Genomic DNA, 15,763 nt, shown 5'->3' with positions numbered 1-15,763 from the left:
ACGTGTTGGCCCGAGGTGTGTTGCGTGGGGATGTGTTGACCAGGGACGTCCCGACGGTGCGTGGGCCGGAGATGTGTGGGCCGGAGATGTGTTGGCCGGGGACGTGCTGACGGGGCGCGTCCCGGTGACGTGATGACCGGGCGCGTCCGGGACCGTGCGGCCTTGGGCCCGGACGCCGCCCTCAGCCTGACAGCGCCCTCGCCTTGACCTTGCCGGTGCTGGTGCGGGGAAGTTCCTCGACGAACTGGACGTCGCGCGGCACCTTGTACCTGGCCAGGTGCTTCTTCACGTAGGCCCGCAGATCGTCCTCGGTGACCGCCGAACCCGGCGTCCGCACGACGTACGCGGCGAGCCGCTGGCCGAACTTCTCGTCGTCCACGCCGGTCACCGAGACCTCGGCGACGTCCGGATGACCGCCGAGCAGGTTCTCGACCTCGCCCGGGAACACGTTCTCCCCACCGGACACGATCATGTCGTCGGCGCGGCCGTCGATGAACAGCCGCCCCGCCTCGTCGAGATGGCCGAGGTCGCCGGTGCTCGTCAGGCCGTCCAGGACCCGCTTGCCCTCGCCGCCGGTGTAGCCGGCGAACCGCAGGCCGCCACCGGTGTAGATCTCCCCGGTCGCACCGTGCGGAACCTCCCGCCCGTCCGCGTCGAGGATCTCGACGGTCAGCCGGAGCGACGGCCTGCCGGCAGTGCCGGGCGCCTCGCGCAGGTCGTCCGGTGTTGCGATCGTGGCCCACCCCGTCTCCGTCGCCCCGTACACGTTGACGAGGACGTCGCCGAACACGTCCATGAACGCGTCCGACAGGTGAGGGTGGAGCACCGAGCCACCGGACACGACCACGCGCAAGGTCGGCGTCTTCGGCGCATCCTCCACGCCCAGGACGCGCTGGAGCATCATCGGCACCGCGACCAGCGCCTCCGCCTCGCATTCCGCGATGCGTCGCAGGGTCTCCCGCGCGTCGAACCGGCGGGAGAGGACAAGGGGCATGCCCATGCCGAGACCGACCGCCGTGTAGGCGAAGCCGAGTATGTGGAACAGCGGTGGCGCGATCACGATCGGCGCCCCGGACCGGACGGGAACGCGCATCACATGGGTGAGCGCGGCCGGCAACAGCGCCGAGAGCGACATGTCGTGCCGAGCGCCCTTCGGCGTGCCGGTGGTGCCGGACGTCATCACGATCACATTGCTGGACCGGGCGGGCCTGATGGGTTCGGGGTCGGTGGCGCTGACGAGCGCGTCGATCGTGTTCGAGCCTCCCTCGGCCCAGGCGAGCACACGTTCCCCGGCGAAACCGGACTCGTCGACGGTCTCTGTGAACTCCTCGTCATGGACGAGCAACTCGATTCCCTCGCGCTCCGCGACCTGGCCGAGCTGCGTGGCCGAGAAGTCGGTATTGAGCAGGACGACGTCATTCCCCAGGCGGGACGCCGCGAGAACCGCCTCGACGAATCCTCGATGGTTACGGCACAGCACGCCGACCCGTCCGTCCGCGATCCGACCCCTGAGGGCGGTTGCCAGGGCCGCCGCGCGCTGCTCCAGTTCCGCATACGAGAGCGTCCCGCGCTCGTCGATCAGCGCGGTGCGTCCGGGGAACCGCAGCGCCGACATGGCCCCGACCGTCGCCGGGACGGGCCCGAACCGGACATACGGGAACAGCAACCGAACCGCTCGATCCGGGCGTATCGGCTGGATGACCCCCACATCCCGGACGGCCTGGGTCGCCCGTACCCCCAGCCGTGCAGCACGACGCACCCGCTTCAGCACCGTCTCTCCTTCGTTGACCCCTGATCCGACGAGCACGCCCATACCCGCCTTTCCTTCGAGTATCGACCACCTTCGCCCGCACGGTCTTCAGGGCACTCGCCTGGGCTAGCGTCGAGGCATGTCGACCTCCACTGGTGCCGTGACCGCAGACGATCTGGAGCTGGCGGTTCAGCTCGCCATTTCCGTCCTCAGGACGGCACCGCCAGATGCCTGGGACGCCAAAGCCGGATCCCTTGAATGGACCTGCTGGGAAACCGTCGAGCACCTGAGTGACGACCTCTTCGCTTACGCAGCCCAGCTCAGCCCGAAGACCCCACCGGCGGACGGCGACATACCGTTCGTGTGGCAAAGCCGACGGCCGTCCGGCCCGGCGAACGTCATCCATGCGAACCGTGAGGCCGGCCCAGAAGGGCTCCTGCAAGTGCTCGACGCGTGCGGCGGGCTACTGCTCGCCATGGTGCGCACCGTTCCGCCGGACGTCCGCGCCCACCACGTCTTCGGCACGGCAGACGCCGAGGGCTACGCCGCCATGGGCATCGTGGAGACACTCGTCCACACCCATGACCTGGCGGATGGATTGGGCCTCTCGTGGGACCCACCCGCCGACCTGTGCGCCCGAGCACTCCGACGCCTGTTCCCCGACGCGCCGCACGACACCGCTCCCTGGCCAACACTCCTATGGGCGACCGGTCGCAAGGACCTCCCCGGCCATCCCCGCAAAACCTCCTGGCGCTGGCACGCCGCCCCACAGGCGCCGAACTGACCGGGGTCAGTCGCTGACCTGGTAGTCCAGGAGTACGAGGCGGTCGTCGAGCACGGTGGTGCTGGTCAGGGTCAGGTCGGTGACGGGGAACCCGGCGAAGACCGGGCCCTCTCCCTCCGCGCCGTGGATCATCGGGAAGACCATCACCCGGACCCGGTCGACGAGACCGTGCTGGAACAGGCTGCGCACCAGCGAGGCGCTGCCGATGGTGCGCATGGGCAGGCCGTCCGCCATGGCCTTCAGCGCGGGGACGGCCGTCTCGATCGGCTCATCGATGATCGTGGTGTTCGCCCACGTCAGCGGTGGCTTGAGGGTCTTGGAGAAGACGATCTTGGGAAGCTCGGCCATGCGGGGGAAGGACGGGTCGTCGCCGCTCGCGACGACCTCCGCCATCTGCCGGTACGTCGTCGCGCCCATGAGCGTGACGTGCTCCTCGGCGAGTTGCGCGTCGATCCATTCGAACAGTCCCGGCCCGTCGTGGCCCCAGTAGGCGGCCGGACGCGGTCCGCCGCCGCCGAATCCGTCGACCGTGCTGAACACGTCGACTCTCAGTTCACGCATGGGTCCTCCTGGTCGGCTCTCTACGACATGGGTCCGTCCTCTTTGGACCTTGGGGAGCGCGCGGACTCATCGGTTCGATCGTGTGGCGTCGGGGAGCGGCGGGTCAGCGTAGGTAGTGGAAGGTCGGTTTGGGGTGCATGAGGAAGTCGTGGTGGGAGATGTTCCAGGCGTAGGCGCCGGCCATGGTGAAGGCGATTATGTCGCCGGGGGCCAGAGGTGGGACGGGGACGTTGCGGGCGAAGACGTCCTTCGGGGTGCAGAGTTGGCCCACCAGGGTGGCCGGGCTTTCCGGGCCGGTCGCGGTGAGGGCCTTGAAGGGCTGGTTGTGGCCTTTTGTCACTGGGGTTCTGAGGTGGTGGGTGCCGCCCCGCAGGATGACGTAGGTCTCGCCTCGGGTGGTCTTCACGTCGAGGACGTCGGTGACGTACCAGCCGTGGTAGGCGCTTATGGCGCGGCCGGGCTCGATGCGGAGCCTGGCGGGGATCGAGGCCAGGCCCGTGCCGTAGGTGTGCCAGTCGAAGAGGGCTTCCGGGGACGTGTAGTCGACGGCCATGCCGCCGCCCACGTTCAGTTCCGGGTCGTGCACCCCGTGGGTTTTCAGCCAAGGGAGCGCCCAGTCGGCTATCTGGTGGGCCAGGTCGAGCATGGTGCGGGCGTCCAGGCCGGAGGCGAGATGGGCGTGGATGCCGCGAAGTGTGAGGTGGGTGTTGCCGGCTAGGAGGCGGACGCATTCGTTGAGGGCGTCCTCGTCCATGCCGAAGGGCCCGCTCATGGCCAGGGCGGCGTTCGGGGTGTCCAGGGGGAGGTTCGCCCGGAGGAGGATGTCGGCGGGGCCTAGAGCGGCCAGGCTTTTTAGTTCGTGAGGGCTTTCTACGTGGATTCGGTCCACGGTCAGGGCCAGGCGTTTTTCTTCGGGGGTCTTGCCTGGGCCGCCGAAGGCCAGGCGTTTTCCGGGCAGGGTCCCTCGGACGTGAGCCAACTCGCCGCCCGAGGACACCTCGATGCCGTCCACGTGGGGTGCCAGGGTGCGGAGTATCTCGGCGTCCGGGTTGGCCTTGGCGGCGTAGAAGAGTTCCGTGGTGCCCAGCGCCGTGCGGATGGACTTGACGTGGTCGGCCAAGCCCGGCAGGTCGTAGATGTAGGCCGGGTAGGTGTCGAGGTTCAGGGCGAGTTCGTTCATAGCGGTCGGGGTTCGGCGAGCGGGTTCGGCGCCGGGACGTAGGTGGCGCCTCTGTCGGCCATGCGGGACCAGCGGGTGCGGAGGTTCGCCTTGGCGGGCAATGGGACTCCGGCCAGAAGAGCCCGGACTTGAGGGTGATGGTCGTGGACGGCGAAGTGTTTTCTGGCGTCCTGCCACAGCGTTCGTTCCAGATGCGGATGCAGGTCGGCCACTGCGGCGGCGATCTCGGTGAGGTGGTTGACCAGGAGGCAATAGACGACCCGGTTCCAGCCTCGGTCGGGCGCGTAGGTGAGGCTGTCGGCAACGCGGGATGGGAGGTGCGTCAGGTCCCAGCGGCCGGCGGTCAGTTTGGTGCCCTCCAGGTCACGGAACGCGGCGTGAATGGGCATGCCCGTCGAGTCGGCGCAGATGAGGACGTTCTGCAGGTGAGGTTCCAGGACGATGCCGTGGTCAAGGTAGGCGCCTAGGACGGGTGGCACCACCTGAGTCGCGTAGGCGTCCCACCATGCTCGGGCGCTCTCCGGAGTCGATAGGGCGGGTAGGTCGGCGAGGAACGTGTTGTAAGGGTCGGTCAGAGCGCCCGCTAGGAGCGGTGTGCCGGGGAGGGATTTGACGCCCTGGCGCAGGATCACCCCGAGACCCTCATGGAGGCGGCGGTCGGGGAGTGTGATGCTGCGGTAGGCGGGCTCCGCGAGGAGGGTCGAGTTCAGCTTCTCGAAGATGGGTGGCAGTAGCTCGTTGAGGGCTATCGCCCCGGTCAGTTCGTACCAGGCGTTCTTCCGCACGCAGTTGGTGATGCGCACGTCCAGGCTGAACTTGCAGAACACGTCCACGTCTGGCAGGTACGCCGTCCGGACGGAGGATGTGGGTACCGCCTCGATCTCGGACGGGCCGAGATCGCGCAAGAGGCCCTGCGCCAGGGCCTTCTGTAGGACGGGGTTGTCCGCCAGTAGGGCGAACTGCCACGGGTGGACGGGGAGCAGTTTCCGGCCAGGCGGAACGGGAGGCCCATAGGATGACAAGGCTGCGAACGCGTCCGATTCCCCTTCTTCGGCGATGACATCGTCTGGCACGGCCAGCCAGTGCGGGCGGAAACGAGCCCTCGTCTCGGGCGCGTACGGAAGCCAGTCGCCAGTCGCCCCTTGGCGAGACTTCGGGGACGGGTGGAAACGGTGTCCCGCGACAAGAGCCTGTTCAGAGGCGATGTACCGGTCGTCGTCCGAAGGGTCGGTTCTGGCGGTGATGATGGCGGACAGGGCCGTGTGGCTGTCGTCCACCTGGGTGAGGAACTCGGGATTGGGGCGGCCGGTCGCCAGTTCGAGCTCGCCCGCGACCAGGTTCGCCAGCCTGTCCCAGGAGGCGGGGATCCACCCGTCCTCGCGCCGCTCCTCGTAGGGCGGCGCCAGGCGGTAGGTGGGGCCGACCGGGGGACGGCTGAGGCCCGTGCGCAGCACGACGCCCGCGCGGGGCAGCCGGGCGACGAGGTGGGCGCCGTCCGGCCATACCTGCTGCTCGGGTGCGCAGACCTCCCGGATCAGGCAGTTGAGCAGCGCGGTCGCGGTGGCGTCGCCCGCCGTGACGGCCGGTCCGGTGAGTTCGGTGAGTTCGGTCAGCGGCACGTCGCGTCCCGTAGGTAGTTGGGCCCTGCCGGGCCGTAGTGCTTGTTGATGTCGGCCGCGCCGGTCCTGGCCTTGTCGACGAGGGTTCCGGCGGTGACCATGGCCTTGCCCGGCAGCGAGCCGGCGTCGAGCGTGCGGGAGCGCAGGAACCCGTCGTCCGGGCCGAGAGCGCCGTCGAGCCGCTCGCGGATCATCGTGAGCCCGGTGCGCCAGGGGAGGAGGCCGCGTTCGGCCAGACCGACGGCGACCGCTGCGGCGCACAGGTGCAGCGTGATGGTGACGAACACCCGGGCGAGCGCGTCCGGGTCCTCGGTCGTCATCCGGTGGTCGACGAGGTCGCGCGGGTCCATGCCTGGGGACGGGGCGAGACGTTCCCTGAGCCGGGACGGGGCGATCAGGGCGCCGTCGTTGTCCTTGATGAGGAGACGGGGCGGTGACGTGTCGTCCAGGACGAGGGCGACGTTCTGCTGATGCGCCTCTAGCGCGATGCCGTAACGGAACAGCGTGACGTTCCACGCGAACAGCGCCGACAGGTAGGTGCCGAAGAGGTCTTCGACGTCCCAGCGTTCGATGACGTAGCCCTGATCTGGGGCTTCGGCGAGCAGTGCCGCCACCGGGACGATGTGCGCGCGCGCCGTTTCCGGCGGGAAACGCCGTACCAGGTACGCCAGGAGCGGGTCGTTGGCGTGGCCGTAGGTCTGCTCATCGGCGAGAAGGACGGGAAGCGCCGGTTCCCGCAGAAGCACCTGCCGCAATATGCGTTCGACCAGCGCGCCGTCCGGGAGGGTGCCGGGCATGATGGTGCGCCGGTTCCGGAGGCCGAGCGTGCTGGTGGGCAGGGGCATCTTCAGGTGGACGAGGGGCGCGTTGCCGCCCAGCACCGCCACCGTGCGCATGGAAAGCGTCGGCGCGGCCCGCAGGAAGGGGGCCGGGGCCAGCGTCGCGCCGGGCTGCTCGCGCACCTGCCGCACCGCCAGCGGATGGACCGGGAACAGCGCCCCGGCGGGACCCGCGTCCGAACCCGATTCCGCGCCCGCGTCGGACGGGGCGGGCCACCACTCCGGCAGCCGTCCGGCGAGGACCGGGTTCCGGACCGAAGCCCACCGCAGCGGGAACGCCGGCGCGAACTCGGGCGCGTAGCGGCTCAGATCGGCCATGGACAGCCCCGCGCGGCTCCGCCCTGCCGGATGCACCGGATGGTCGTTGTAGGCCGCCAGCGTCTCGTAGAACGTCCCCGGGCCGGTCCGCAGCTCGTCCGGGATGCGCGCCAGCCGCCGGTGGACGGCCGGGCGCGCGTCGTCGTGGAGTTTGACGGTCGCCAGCGCGTCCAGGCATTCGCGTTCGAAGTCCGCCGTGCCGTCGCGGGGATCGGCCACCGCGTGGACGGCTCGGAAGACGTCACTCAGCCTGAGGTCCTGCCCGGGGTCCACGACGAGTTCGGAGAGGAACATCGGACGCGCTTGCAGGAGACGCACAGAACGGCCAGGTAGTTCTAACGCCCCGTCCCGGACGAAGCGCCGGATGCCGCTGTAGTCCTCGCGTAGCAGCGCGTCCAGAACCCGGGCGGCCAGTTGGCCTTCGGCGTTACCGGTCACGTGATCGTCCAGTCGTGCGCGGCTCGGAAGCGCGCCAGAGCGGCGTTGACCTCGTCCGGTCCGGGACCTATGGCGCGCACCGTGCCCAGGTAGTCGCGGTTGGTGCGGGTGACCGCGACCGAGTCCCCTACCGCGCGCTGAGGGCGGTAGGAGAGCTGCACTGGGCCGTCGTCCATCCGTAGTGGACCGGGCGCCTCGGTGAGCGTCCCCGAGCGGTCGGCGATGACCGGCTCGGCGACGGCATGCCGCGGACGTGGGACCGACAGGCCCGGCAACGGCTCGCCCAGGTGAACCTTCCAAATCTGCTCGAAGAGCGGAATGCCCAGCAGGTCGGCCAAGAGGAAGTCACAGTGGTCACCGATCAACCGGTAGTTGACCTCGATGATGCGGGCGCGGCCCTCGTGGACGACGAACTCGGTGTGGCACGCACCGAACCCGATCCCCAACGCCTCCAACTGGCGCAGAACCTGTGGCGTCTCGGGGGGCGGCTCCGTCCACTCAAGACGCTCTTCCACGAAGAAGGGTGGCGGCGAGAGGGTCGTCCGGAACGAACCCAGCACGCGCAACTGCCGCCCATCGCCGAGCGTCTCCAACGTGTGGAGGCGACCCGGCAGGTACTCCTCGGCCACTAGCGGATCGTCGCGTCGGGAGGCGATCTCGTCGACCCGGGCGGCCAGATCCGGCGCGTTCTGGACGAGGAACACGTCCTCACTGGCGACGCCCTCACGCGGCTTCAGGACGAGCGGATACGGCGCGTCCGCCGGCACCAGCCGGGCGTCAGCCGAGAAGACCGGGTCGACGGCCGCGAGGTGGCGGCGCATGAGGGCCTTGTTCTTCGCGCGGGTCGCCGCCCTCCAGTCCTTGGCAGGAAGGCCGAAATACGCGGCCGCCAGCGCGGCGGGCGCCTGCAGGAAGTCGCTGTTGGAGAAGATGGCGGCGGGCTCCTCGTCGCCGACGCGGGCGATGATGTCCCGGAAGTCGGAGACGTCGCACTCGACGACCGGCCCGCCGAACGCGTGCGCGCCGGCCCGGTAGGCGGCGGGGCGGTCGGTGAGCAGCGTCACGTCGAGTCCGAGGCGCGCGGCGGCGGGCAGGAATCCGTGCGTCACCGAGTCGGTCGCCTTCCCGGCGACCAGGTGGACAGAGGCGGCCACGAGCGGCCTTTCCAGGTCGGCTGGTGAGTGAGGTAAGCCTTGCCTAACTCTTAGTGATCACCATAGTGGCGGGGTAGTACCGCGCACGCAAGAACGGCGGCACCGCGTGTCCCGGGACAAGCCTCTACTGGTGGGACGATGCGCCAGGATGGGGCCATGGATCTTGTCGACCGGTGGGTCGCGCTGGCGGGGCCTCACACCCGGCATATCGGGGTGGAGCTGGACGAGCGCTACGGCGAGCCGCATCGCCGCTACCACACCCGGGCGCACCTGACCGCCGTCCTCGACCTCGTGGACGAGCTGGCCGGGCACGCCGCCGACCCCGACGCCGTCCGGCTCGCGGCCTGGTTCCACGACGCCGTCTACGACCCCGAGCGCGCCGACAACGAGGAGCGCAGCGCTTGCCTCGCCGCCCGCATGCTCGCCGACACCGACCTCTCGCCCGCCGGCGTCCAGGAGGTGACCCGGCTGGTGGAGCTGACCACCACGCACGCACCGGACGAGGACGACCGCAACGGCCAGGTCCTGTGCGACGCGGACCTCGCCGTCCTCGGCGCGGACCCCGACACGTACGCCGCCTACGCCGCCGCCGTCCGAGAGGAGTACGCGTTCGTCCCCGACGAGTTCTTCCGCGCCGGACGAGCCGAAGTGCTCAACGGCCTCCTGGCCCTCCCCAAGCTCTTCCACACGCCGGACGCACGCGCACGCTTCGAAGAACACGCGCGCAACAACATCCGGACGGAACTGATGCTGCTCAGCGCGTAGTGCTCAACCCCGCACAGTGCTCAACCCCGCAGTGCTCAGCGCCCGAGCTCAGCGCGGGGGCGGTACTCCTTGCGGCGACGCAGGCCCGCCCTGGTGAGCCGCAAGAGCAGCTCCTGGCAACCGACCGCCTGAGCCCCCTGGAGCACGGCCGCCTCGTACAGCTCGGACGGGACGTCATAGTGGTCGCGCTCGAAAGCCCTCGGCGGCATCCCCAGGTCCGCGGCGAACGCGTGCAGCTCCTCGTACGAGACGTCGCTCACCATGTGCGACCAGACACGGCCACGCGCGGGCCACAGCGGCGGATCGATAAGGATCAAGCTGCTTCCCCTAACACTGCGTTGACGTCGATGTAAGCTCACGGCGGCGACGGCCCGTTGAGCCGGTGAAACGCTACGACAGAACGCAAACGCTACGACAGAGCACATGCGAGGGGGCATGCGGGTGAGTGACGTGGTCGGGTACATCCAGGCCGAACGGGACCGGTTCATCGCCGACCTCAAGGAGTGGCTGGCGATCCCGTCCATCTCCGGAGACCCGCGACACGCCGCCGATGTGCGCGAGTCGGCAGGGTGGCTCGCCGGCCGCCTGCGCGAGCACGGCTTCCCGACCGTGGAGATCTGGGAGACGGGCGGCCTGCCCGCCGTCTTCGCCGAATGGCCCGCCGAGGACCCGGACGCGCCCGCCGTCGTCGTCTACGGCCACCACGACGTCCAGCCGGTCGAGCCGCTGGAGGAATGGGACACCGCCCCGTTCGAGCCGGTCGAGCAGGGCGACCGGCTCATCGGGCGCGGCGCGTCCGACGACAAGGGGCAGGTCTTCTTCCACACGCTCGGCCTCCGTGCGCTGCTGGCCGCGTCCGGGCGGCAGGCCCCGCCCGTGACCGTCAAGCTGCTGGTGGAGGGCGAGGAGGAGTCGGGGTCGGTGCACTTCGCCGACCTGCTCCGCGCCCACCGCGACCGGCTCGCCTGCGACGCGGTCGTCATCAGCGACACCACGATGTGGGCGGCGGACGTCCCGTCCATGTGCACCGGGATGCGCGGGCTCGCCGAGGCCGAGGTCACGCTGCGCGGCCCGTCCACCGACCTGCACTCCGGCTCGTTCGGCGGCGCCGTCCCGAACCCGCTGCACGCGATGGCGACGCTGCTCGCCGCACTGCACGACGCCGACGGGCGCGTCACCCTCCCCGGCTTCTACGACGACGTCGTCCCGCTGGCGGACGAGGAGCGCGAGGCGTTCGCCCGCCTCCCATTCGACGAGGAGGAGTGGCTGCGCACCGCCGGCGACAGCCGCGCCGCCCACGGCGAGAAGGGCCGCACGACCCTCGAACGCGTCTGGGCGCGCCCGACCGCCGAGATCAACGGCATGTGGGGCGGGCACACCGGGCCGGGCGGCAAGACGATCGTGCCGCGCGACGCGCACGCCAAGATCTCCTTCCGGCTCGTCGCCGGCCAGGACCCCGTCAAGGTCCAGGAGTCGTTCAAGGCGTGGGTCGCCGAGCACGTCCCGTCCGGGGTGGACGCCGAGGTCCGCGTTCCGGGCGGCGGCGTCCGGCCGTGCTTCTCGCCGATCGACTCGCCCGGCGTCGCCGCCGCGCGGCGCGCGATGGAGCGGGCGTTCGGCACCGAGGTCCTGTTCACCCGCGAGGGCGGCAGCGGTCCCGAGGCCGACCTCGCCGACATCCTGGACGTGCCGCTGATCTTCGTCGCGGTCGGGCTGAACGGCGACCGCATCCACGCGCCCAACGAGAAGGTCGAGATCCCGCTGCTGCTGAAGGGCGCCGAGACCGCCGCCTACCTGTGGGAAGAACTCGCCACCGCGCTGCGCTGACATCTTCGGGAGAGGAGCCCCTGTGACCGACGGCCCCCTTGAGTGGCTGGCTCTGGCGCGCGGAACGCTCGACCGGGTCGCGCTGAACCGCACGGACGACGCCTGGCTCGACGCCGCGTGGAACGATCCGAAGACGCGGGTCCTCGTCATCCAGGACGGACGTTCGCTCGTGACCTACGAGCCGAGCCCCGCGCTCGTCCTCGTCCCGCCGGACCAGGCGCCGCACGGCGAGCGCTGGCTCCTCGGCGCGGACGGCGACGGCACCGTCTACTTCGGCGTGGCAGGCCCGCCGCCCGCCATCGAGGGGACGGAACCGGCCGGGCTCCGCCGCGTCGGCGCCCTCCTCGGCGACCGCGACTCCGGCCTGCTCACCCACGCCGTCGCGCTGGAGCACTGGCACGACACCAACCGGTACTGCCCGCGCTGCGGCACCGAGACCCGGGTGGCGTCCGCCGGTCACGTGCGCGTCTGCCCGAAGGACGGCTCGCAGCACTTCCCGCGCGTCGACCCGGCCGTGATCATGCTGGTGACGGACGAGGCCGACCGCGTCCTGCTCGCCCGCGGCCCGCAGTGGCCCGCCGACCGCCGCTCGATCCTCGCCGGGTTCGTCGAGCCGGGCGAGTCCCTCGAACAGGCCGTCGCGCGGGAGGTGAAGGAGGAGGTCGGGCTGCCCGTCCGGGACGTGCGCTACCTCGGCAGCCAGCCGTGGCCGCTGCCGCAGAGCCTCATGCTGGGCTTCACCGCGCGGGCGGACGGCGGCGTCCCGCTGAACCCGGACCCGGAGGAGATCCTGGACGCCGCCTGGTACAGCCGCGACGAGCTGCGCGCCGCCCTCGACGCGGGCGAGATCGTCGCGCCGGGCCCGCTGTCCATCGCCGCGCAGATCATCATGCGCTGGTACGGCGGCGAGCTCCCCAACATGCCCGATTTCTGACACGCCGACGGCGGAGAACGGCATGCTCCTCGCCGACGCGGGGACGAGAAAGGCCCGCCGACCTGGGTCGGCGGGCCTGCTCTGGGCGAGCGCTCAGTTCTCCTTCGCGAGTTCCGCGAGGTGGCGCTTCACTTCCTTCGCGCTGGGGTTGGTGAGGACGATCTTGTCGCCGATGGTGACCGTCGGAACCGTCTGGTTCCCGCCGTTGACGCTCATGACGAAGTCGGCGGCCTCCGGGTTCCGCTCGATGTCGACCTCGATCATCTCGATGCCGTCCCGGGCGAGCTGGCTCTTCAGCCTGCGGCAGAACCCGCACCATGTCGTCGTGTACATGGTGAGCTGGCCGCTCAGGCCCGTGCCCTGGGCGGTCGTAGGCGTCGCCATCGCTTCGTCGTCTCCCTCGTTCGTCCGGCCGAGTGCCTACCGAAGAACCGCGGACCCGTCCCCGGCATTCCCTTCGTCGTCCACAGGTTGGCGCACCGGCTGATACAGGTGGGACGGGCTGCGAGTATGGGGGCATGTTGGCTGAGTCGGTGCTGGAGGGACTCGACCCCGAACAGCGGGCGGTCGCCGAGGCGGTGAAAGGGCCGGTGTGCGTGCTCGCGGGCGCCGGGACGGGCAAGACCAGGGCCATCACGCATCGGATCGCCTACGCCACGCTGACCGGTGTGGTGACGCCGCAGCGGGTGCTCGCCGTGACGTTCACCACGCGGGCGGCGGGGGAGCTGCGCAGCCGGCTGCGGCAGCTCGGCGCGCCCGGCGTCCAGGCCCGGACGTTCCACGCGGCCGCGCTGCGGCAGCTCAGCTACTTCTGGCCGCGCGTCGTCGGCGGCGAACCACCCAAGATCGTCGACTCGAAGATCGGGCTCGTCGCGGACGCGGCGCGGGCCTGCCGGCTGTCGTTCGCGCGGACGGAGCTGCGCGACGTCGCGAGCGAGATCGAATGGGCGAAGGTCACCCAGAACCGCCCGGAGGACTACCCCGCCGCGGTCGCCAGGGCCGACCGCAAGCCGCCCGCCGAGGTCGTCGACATCGCCCGCGTCTACGCGATGTACGAGCAGCTCAGACGCGAACGGAACCTGCTCGACTTCGAGGGGATGCTGGAGCTCACCGCCGCCGTCCTCACCGAGCACCGGGAGGTCGCGAACCAGGTCCGCGAGCAGTACCGGTACTTCGTGGTGGACGAGTTCCAGGACGTCAACCCGCTGCAGAAGATGCTGCTCGACACCTGGCTCGGCGACCGCGACGACCTGTGCGTCGTCGGCGACCCCAACCAGACCATCTACTCGTTCACCGGCGCGTCCCCGTCCCACCTGCTCGACTTCACCCGCGAGCACCCGGGCGCGAAGGTCGTCAAGCTCGTCCGCGACTACCGGTCGACGCCGCAGGTCGTCCGGCTGGCCAACGGGGTGATCGGGCAGGCGAGGGGGGCCCGGCACAAGCTGGAGTTGCTGGCCCAGCGGGAGAACGGGCCCGAGCCCGTGTTCAACGAGTACGACGACGAGGTGGCCGAGGCCGATGACGCGGCGCGGCAGGCCCGCAAGCTGATCGACGAGGGCGTCCCCGCGCGGGAGATCGCGATCCTGTTCCGGATCAACGCGCAGTCCGAGACCTACGAGTCGGCGCTGGCGGCGGCGGGCGTCCCCTACGTGCTGCGCGGCGCGGAGCGGTTCTTCGAGCGGCCCGAGGTGCGCGAGGCGGTGGTCCGGCTGCGGGGGGCGGCGCGGGCGGGCGCCGACGCCGAGACCGAGGGGATGGGGCTGATCCAGACCGTCCGGCACGTCCTGTCCGGGGCCGGGTTCTCCGACCAGCCGCCGGAGGGCGCCGGGGCGGCCCGCGCGCGCTGGGAGTCGCTCGCCGCGCTCGCCCAGCTCTCCGAGGACATGGCCGCCGACAACCCGCGGGCCGGGCTACCCGATTTCGTCGCCGAGCTGGAGGAGCGCGCCGCCGCGCAGCACGCGCCGCCGCTGGAGGGCGTCACGCTCGCGTCGCTGCACGCGGCGAAGGGCCTGGAGTGGGACGCGGTGTTCCTCGTCGGGCTGGCCGAGGGCACGCTCCCGATCATCTACGCCAAAACGCCCGCGCAGATCGAGGAGGAACGCCGGCTCCTGTACGTCGGGGTGACGCGGGCGCGCGTCCATCTGGCGCTCTCGTGGGCGCTGTCGCGCTCGCCCGGCGGGGCGCAGACGCGCCGCCCGTCCCGCTTCCTGGACGGCCTGACCGGCAAGACCACCACGCACACCCCGCCCCGCGCCGACCGGACGAAGCGGCGCGCCGCCAGGGGGCCGCAGCCGTGCCGCGTCTGCGGGCGCCCGCTGTCGGCCGCCGTCGAGCGCAAGCTCGGCCGCTGCGAGGACTGCCCCTCCGAGCTGAACGAGGAACTGCTCATCGCGCTGAAGGACTGGCGCGCCCAGGTGTCCGCCGAGCAGAAGGTCCCCGCGTACGTGGTGTTCACGGACGCGACGCTGCAGGCGATCGCCGAGCACGGCCCCGAGTCGCTGGAGGAGCTGGCCCGCATCCCGGGCGTCGGGAAGGTCAAGCTCGACCGCTACGGCGACGCCGTCCTGACCCTGTGCGGGCACTGAGCCCCGGCGTGAGATCCGGTGTGAGATCCCGCTCACGCGGCCCTGTGCGAACGGGCTGGTGCACGCGGGGGTGAGATCCCGGTCACTGGACCCGATACGGAAGACTGGCCGCCGTGAAGGAATCGCTGAAGGCGCTGCTGGACCTGCTCGACCTCGAACAGATCGAGAACGACATCTTCCGCGGCCGCAGCCCCGAGGAGCGGCGGCAGCGCGTCTTCGGAGGCCAGGTGGCCGGGCAGGCGCTCGTCGCGGCCGGGCGCACCGTCCCCGCGAACCGGCCCGTGCACTCCCTGCACGCCTACTTCATCCGGCCCGGCGACCCCCTCGTCCCGATCGTCTACACCGTCGACCGGGTACGGGACGGGCGGTCGTTCACGACGCGCCGGGTCACCGCGGTCCAGCACGGCAAGGCGATCTTCACGCTGTCGGCGTCGTTCCAGATCGTCGAGGACGGCCCGGTCCACCAGGCCGGGATGCCGGAAGCTCCCGCGCCGGAGACGCTGCCGGACGGTCTGACCCGCCTGACCCCGGTGTTCGGCGAGGTCGGCGCCCGCGAGTTCGTCACCCGGCGCCCCTTCGACATCCGGCACGCGACGCCGCTGTCGTGGGAGGCCGCCCAGGACCCCTCGCTCGCCACCCCCGAGTCGAAGGTGTGGCTGAAAGTGGACGGCGAGCTGCCGGACGACCCGCTGCTGCACGTCTGCCTCATGACCTACGCCTCGGACATGACGCTGCTCGACACCGTCCTGCTCAACCACGGCCTGGCCTGGGGCGACAAGCGGACGATGGGCGCCAGCCTCGACCACGCGATGTGGTTCCACCGCCCGTTCCGCGCCGACGACTGGCTCCTGTACTACCAGGACACCCCGTTCGCCGGCGGGGCCCGCGGCCTCGCCCGCGGCCAGGTGTTCACCAGGTCGGGCGAACTGGTCGTCTCCGTCATGCAGGAGGGCCTCATCCGCGTCTCCGACGAGCCCGGCCGCTGACGGCCGCCAGCGAGACGGCTGCC

Annotated in this window: 14 protein-coding genes; 6 read left to right on the top strand and 8 right to left on the bottom strand. The window is 70.8% G+C overall.

Annotated features, from left to right (window positions below; translation table 11 throughout):
• Window positions 1-181: 181 nt before the first annotated feature.
• The gene (locus SM418_RS01205; protein ID WP_371938769.1) at window positions 182-1,666 is read right to left on the bottom strand and encodes an AMP-binding protein; all 1,485 of its coding nucleotides are present in this window, start codon (window positions 1,664-1,666) and stop codon (window positions 182-184) included.
• Window positions 1,667-1,889: 223 nt separating this feature from the next.
• Here SM418_RS01205 and SM418_RS01200 point away from each other — a divergent pair, with 223 nt between their 5' ends.
• Window positions 1,890-2,534 (top strand): maleylpyruvate isomerase N-terminal domain-containing protein, encoded by a 645-nt coding sequence (locus tag SM418_RS01200; protein WP_371938770.1) that lies wholly within the window; start codon window positions 1,890-1,892, stop codon window positions 2,532-2,534.
• Window positions 2,535-2,540: 6 nt separating this feature from the next.
• Here SM418_RS01200 and SM418_RS01195 read toward each other — a convergent pair whose 3' ends face one another.
• From SM418_RS01195 to SM418_RS01175, 5 genes are all read right to left on the bottom strand, one after another.
• The gene (locus SM418_RS01195) at window positions 2,541-3,095 is read right to left on the bottom strand and encodes a dihydrofolate reductase family protein (RefSeq protein WP_371938771.1); all 555 of its coding nucleotides are present in this window, start codon (window positions 3,093-3,095) and stop codon (window positions 2,541-2,543) included.
• A gap of 103 nt (window positions 3,096-3,198) precedes the next feature.
• The gene (locus SM418_RS01190) at window positions 3,199-4,275 is read right to left on the bottom strand and encodes an alanine racemase (RefSeq protein WP_371938772.1); all 1,077 of its coding nucleotides are present in this window, start codon (window positions 4,273-4,275) and stop codon (window positions 3,199-3,201) included.
• Window positions 4,272-5,894 carry an IucA/IucC family protein gene (locus tag SM418_RS01185; protein ID WP_371938773.1) on the bottom strand — a complete coding sequence of 541 codons (1,623 nt, stop codon included), beginning with the start codon at window positions 5,892-5,894 and terminating at the stop codon, window positions 4,272-4,274. The genes SM418_RS01190 and SM418_RS01185 overlap by 4 nt, the downstream gene beginning before the upstream one ends.
• Window positions 5,885-7,489, bottom strand: a complete 1,605-nt coding sequence (locus SM418_RS01180) for an IucA/IucC family protein (RefSeq protein WP_371938774.1) — start codon at window positions 7,487-7,489, stop codon at window positions 5,885-5,887. Before SM418_RS01180 ends, SM418_RS01185 begins: the two co-directional genes overlap by 10 nt.
• The gene (locus tag SM418_RS01175) at window positions 7,486-8,643 is read right to left on the bottom strand and encodes an ATP-grasp domain-containing protein (protein ID WP_371938775.1); all 1,158 of its coding nucleotides are present in this window, start codon (window positions 8,641-8,643) and stop codon (window positions 7,486-7,488) included. The genes SM418_RS01180 and SM418_RS01175 overlap by 4 nt, the downstream gene beginning before the upstream one ends.
• 156 nt (window positions 8,644-8,799) lie before the next feature.
• Between SM418_RS01175 and SM418_RS01170 the strand changes: the two genes are divergently transcribed.
• On the top strand, window positions 8,800-9,408 hold the full coding sequence (locus SM418_RS01170; protein ID WP_371938776.1) for an HD domain-containing protein: 609 nt from the start codon (window positions 8,800-8,802) through the stop codon (window positions 9,406-9,408).
• Between the two features lie 35 nt (window positions 9,409-9,443).
• On the opposite strand, the gene SM418_RS01165 is transcribed toward SM418_RS01170, so the two are convergent.
• Complete coding sequence (locus tag SM418_RS01165; protein ID WP_371938777.1) at window positions 9,444-9,725, bottom strand: DUF4031 domain-containing protein; 282 nt, start codon at window positions 9,723-9,725, stop codon at window positions 9,444-9,446.
• Between the two features lie 124 nt (window positions 9,726-9,849).
• Between SM418_RS01165 and SM418_RS01160 the strand changes: the two genes are divergently transcribed.
• Window positions 9,850-11,235 carry a dipeptidase gene (locus SM418_RS01160; protein ID WP_371966035.1) on the top strand — a complete coding sequence of 462 codons (1,386 nt, stop codon included), beginning with the start codon at window positions 9,850-9,852 and terminating at the stop codon, window positions 11,233-11,235.
• 22 nt (window positions 11,236-11,257) lie between these two features.
• Complete coding sequence (gene nudC / locus SM418_RS01155) at window positions 11,258-12,169, top strand: NAD(+) diphosphatase (protein WP_371938779.1); 912 nt, start codon at window positions 11,258-11,260, stop codon at window positions 12,167-12,169.
• A gap of 93 nt (window positions 12,170-12,262) precedes the next feature.
• Here nudC and SM418_RS01150 read toward each other — a convergent pair whose 3' ends face one another.
• Window positions 12,263-12,553, bottom strand: a complete 291-nt coding sequence (locus SM418_RS01150) for a mycoredoxin (RefSeq protein ID WP_371938780.1) — start codon at window positions 12,551-12,553, stop codon at window positions 12,263-12,265.
• A gap of 134 nt (window positions 12,554-12,687) precedes the next feature.
• Between SM418_RS01150 and SM418_RS01145 the strand changes: the two genes are divergently transcribed.
• Both SM418_RS01145 and tesB read left to right on the top strand, forming a co-directional pair.
• Window positions 12,688-14,754 carry an ATP-dependent DNA helicase UvrD2 gene (locus tag SM418_RS01145; protein WP_371938781.1) on the top strand — a complete coding sequence of 689 codons (2,067 nt, stop codon included), beginning with the start codon at window positions 12,688-12,690 and terminating at the stop codon, window positions 14,752-14,754.
• A 113-nt stretch (window positions 14,755-14,867) separates the two neighbouring features.
• The gene (tesB, locus tag SM418_RS01140) at window positions 14,868-15,740 is read left to right on the top strand and encodes an acyl-CoA thioesterase II (RefSeq protein WP_371938782.1); all 873 of its coding nucleotides are present in this window, start codon (window positions 14,868-14,870) and stop codon (window positions 15,738-15,740) included.
• Window positions 15,741-15,763 lie beyond the last annotated feature (23 nt).

The sequence above is a fragment of the Actinomadura chokoriensis genome, assembly GCF_041463665.1.
GTDB classification, from domain to species: Bacteria; Actinomycetota; Actinomycetes; order Streptosporangiales; family Streptosporangiaceae; genus Spirillospora; species Spirillospora chokoriensis_A.
This window is presented reverse-complemented; position numbering and strand designations above follow the sequence as displayed.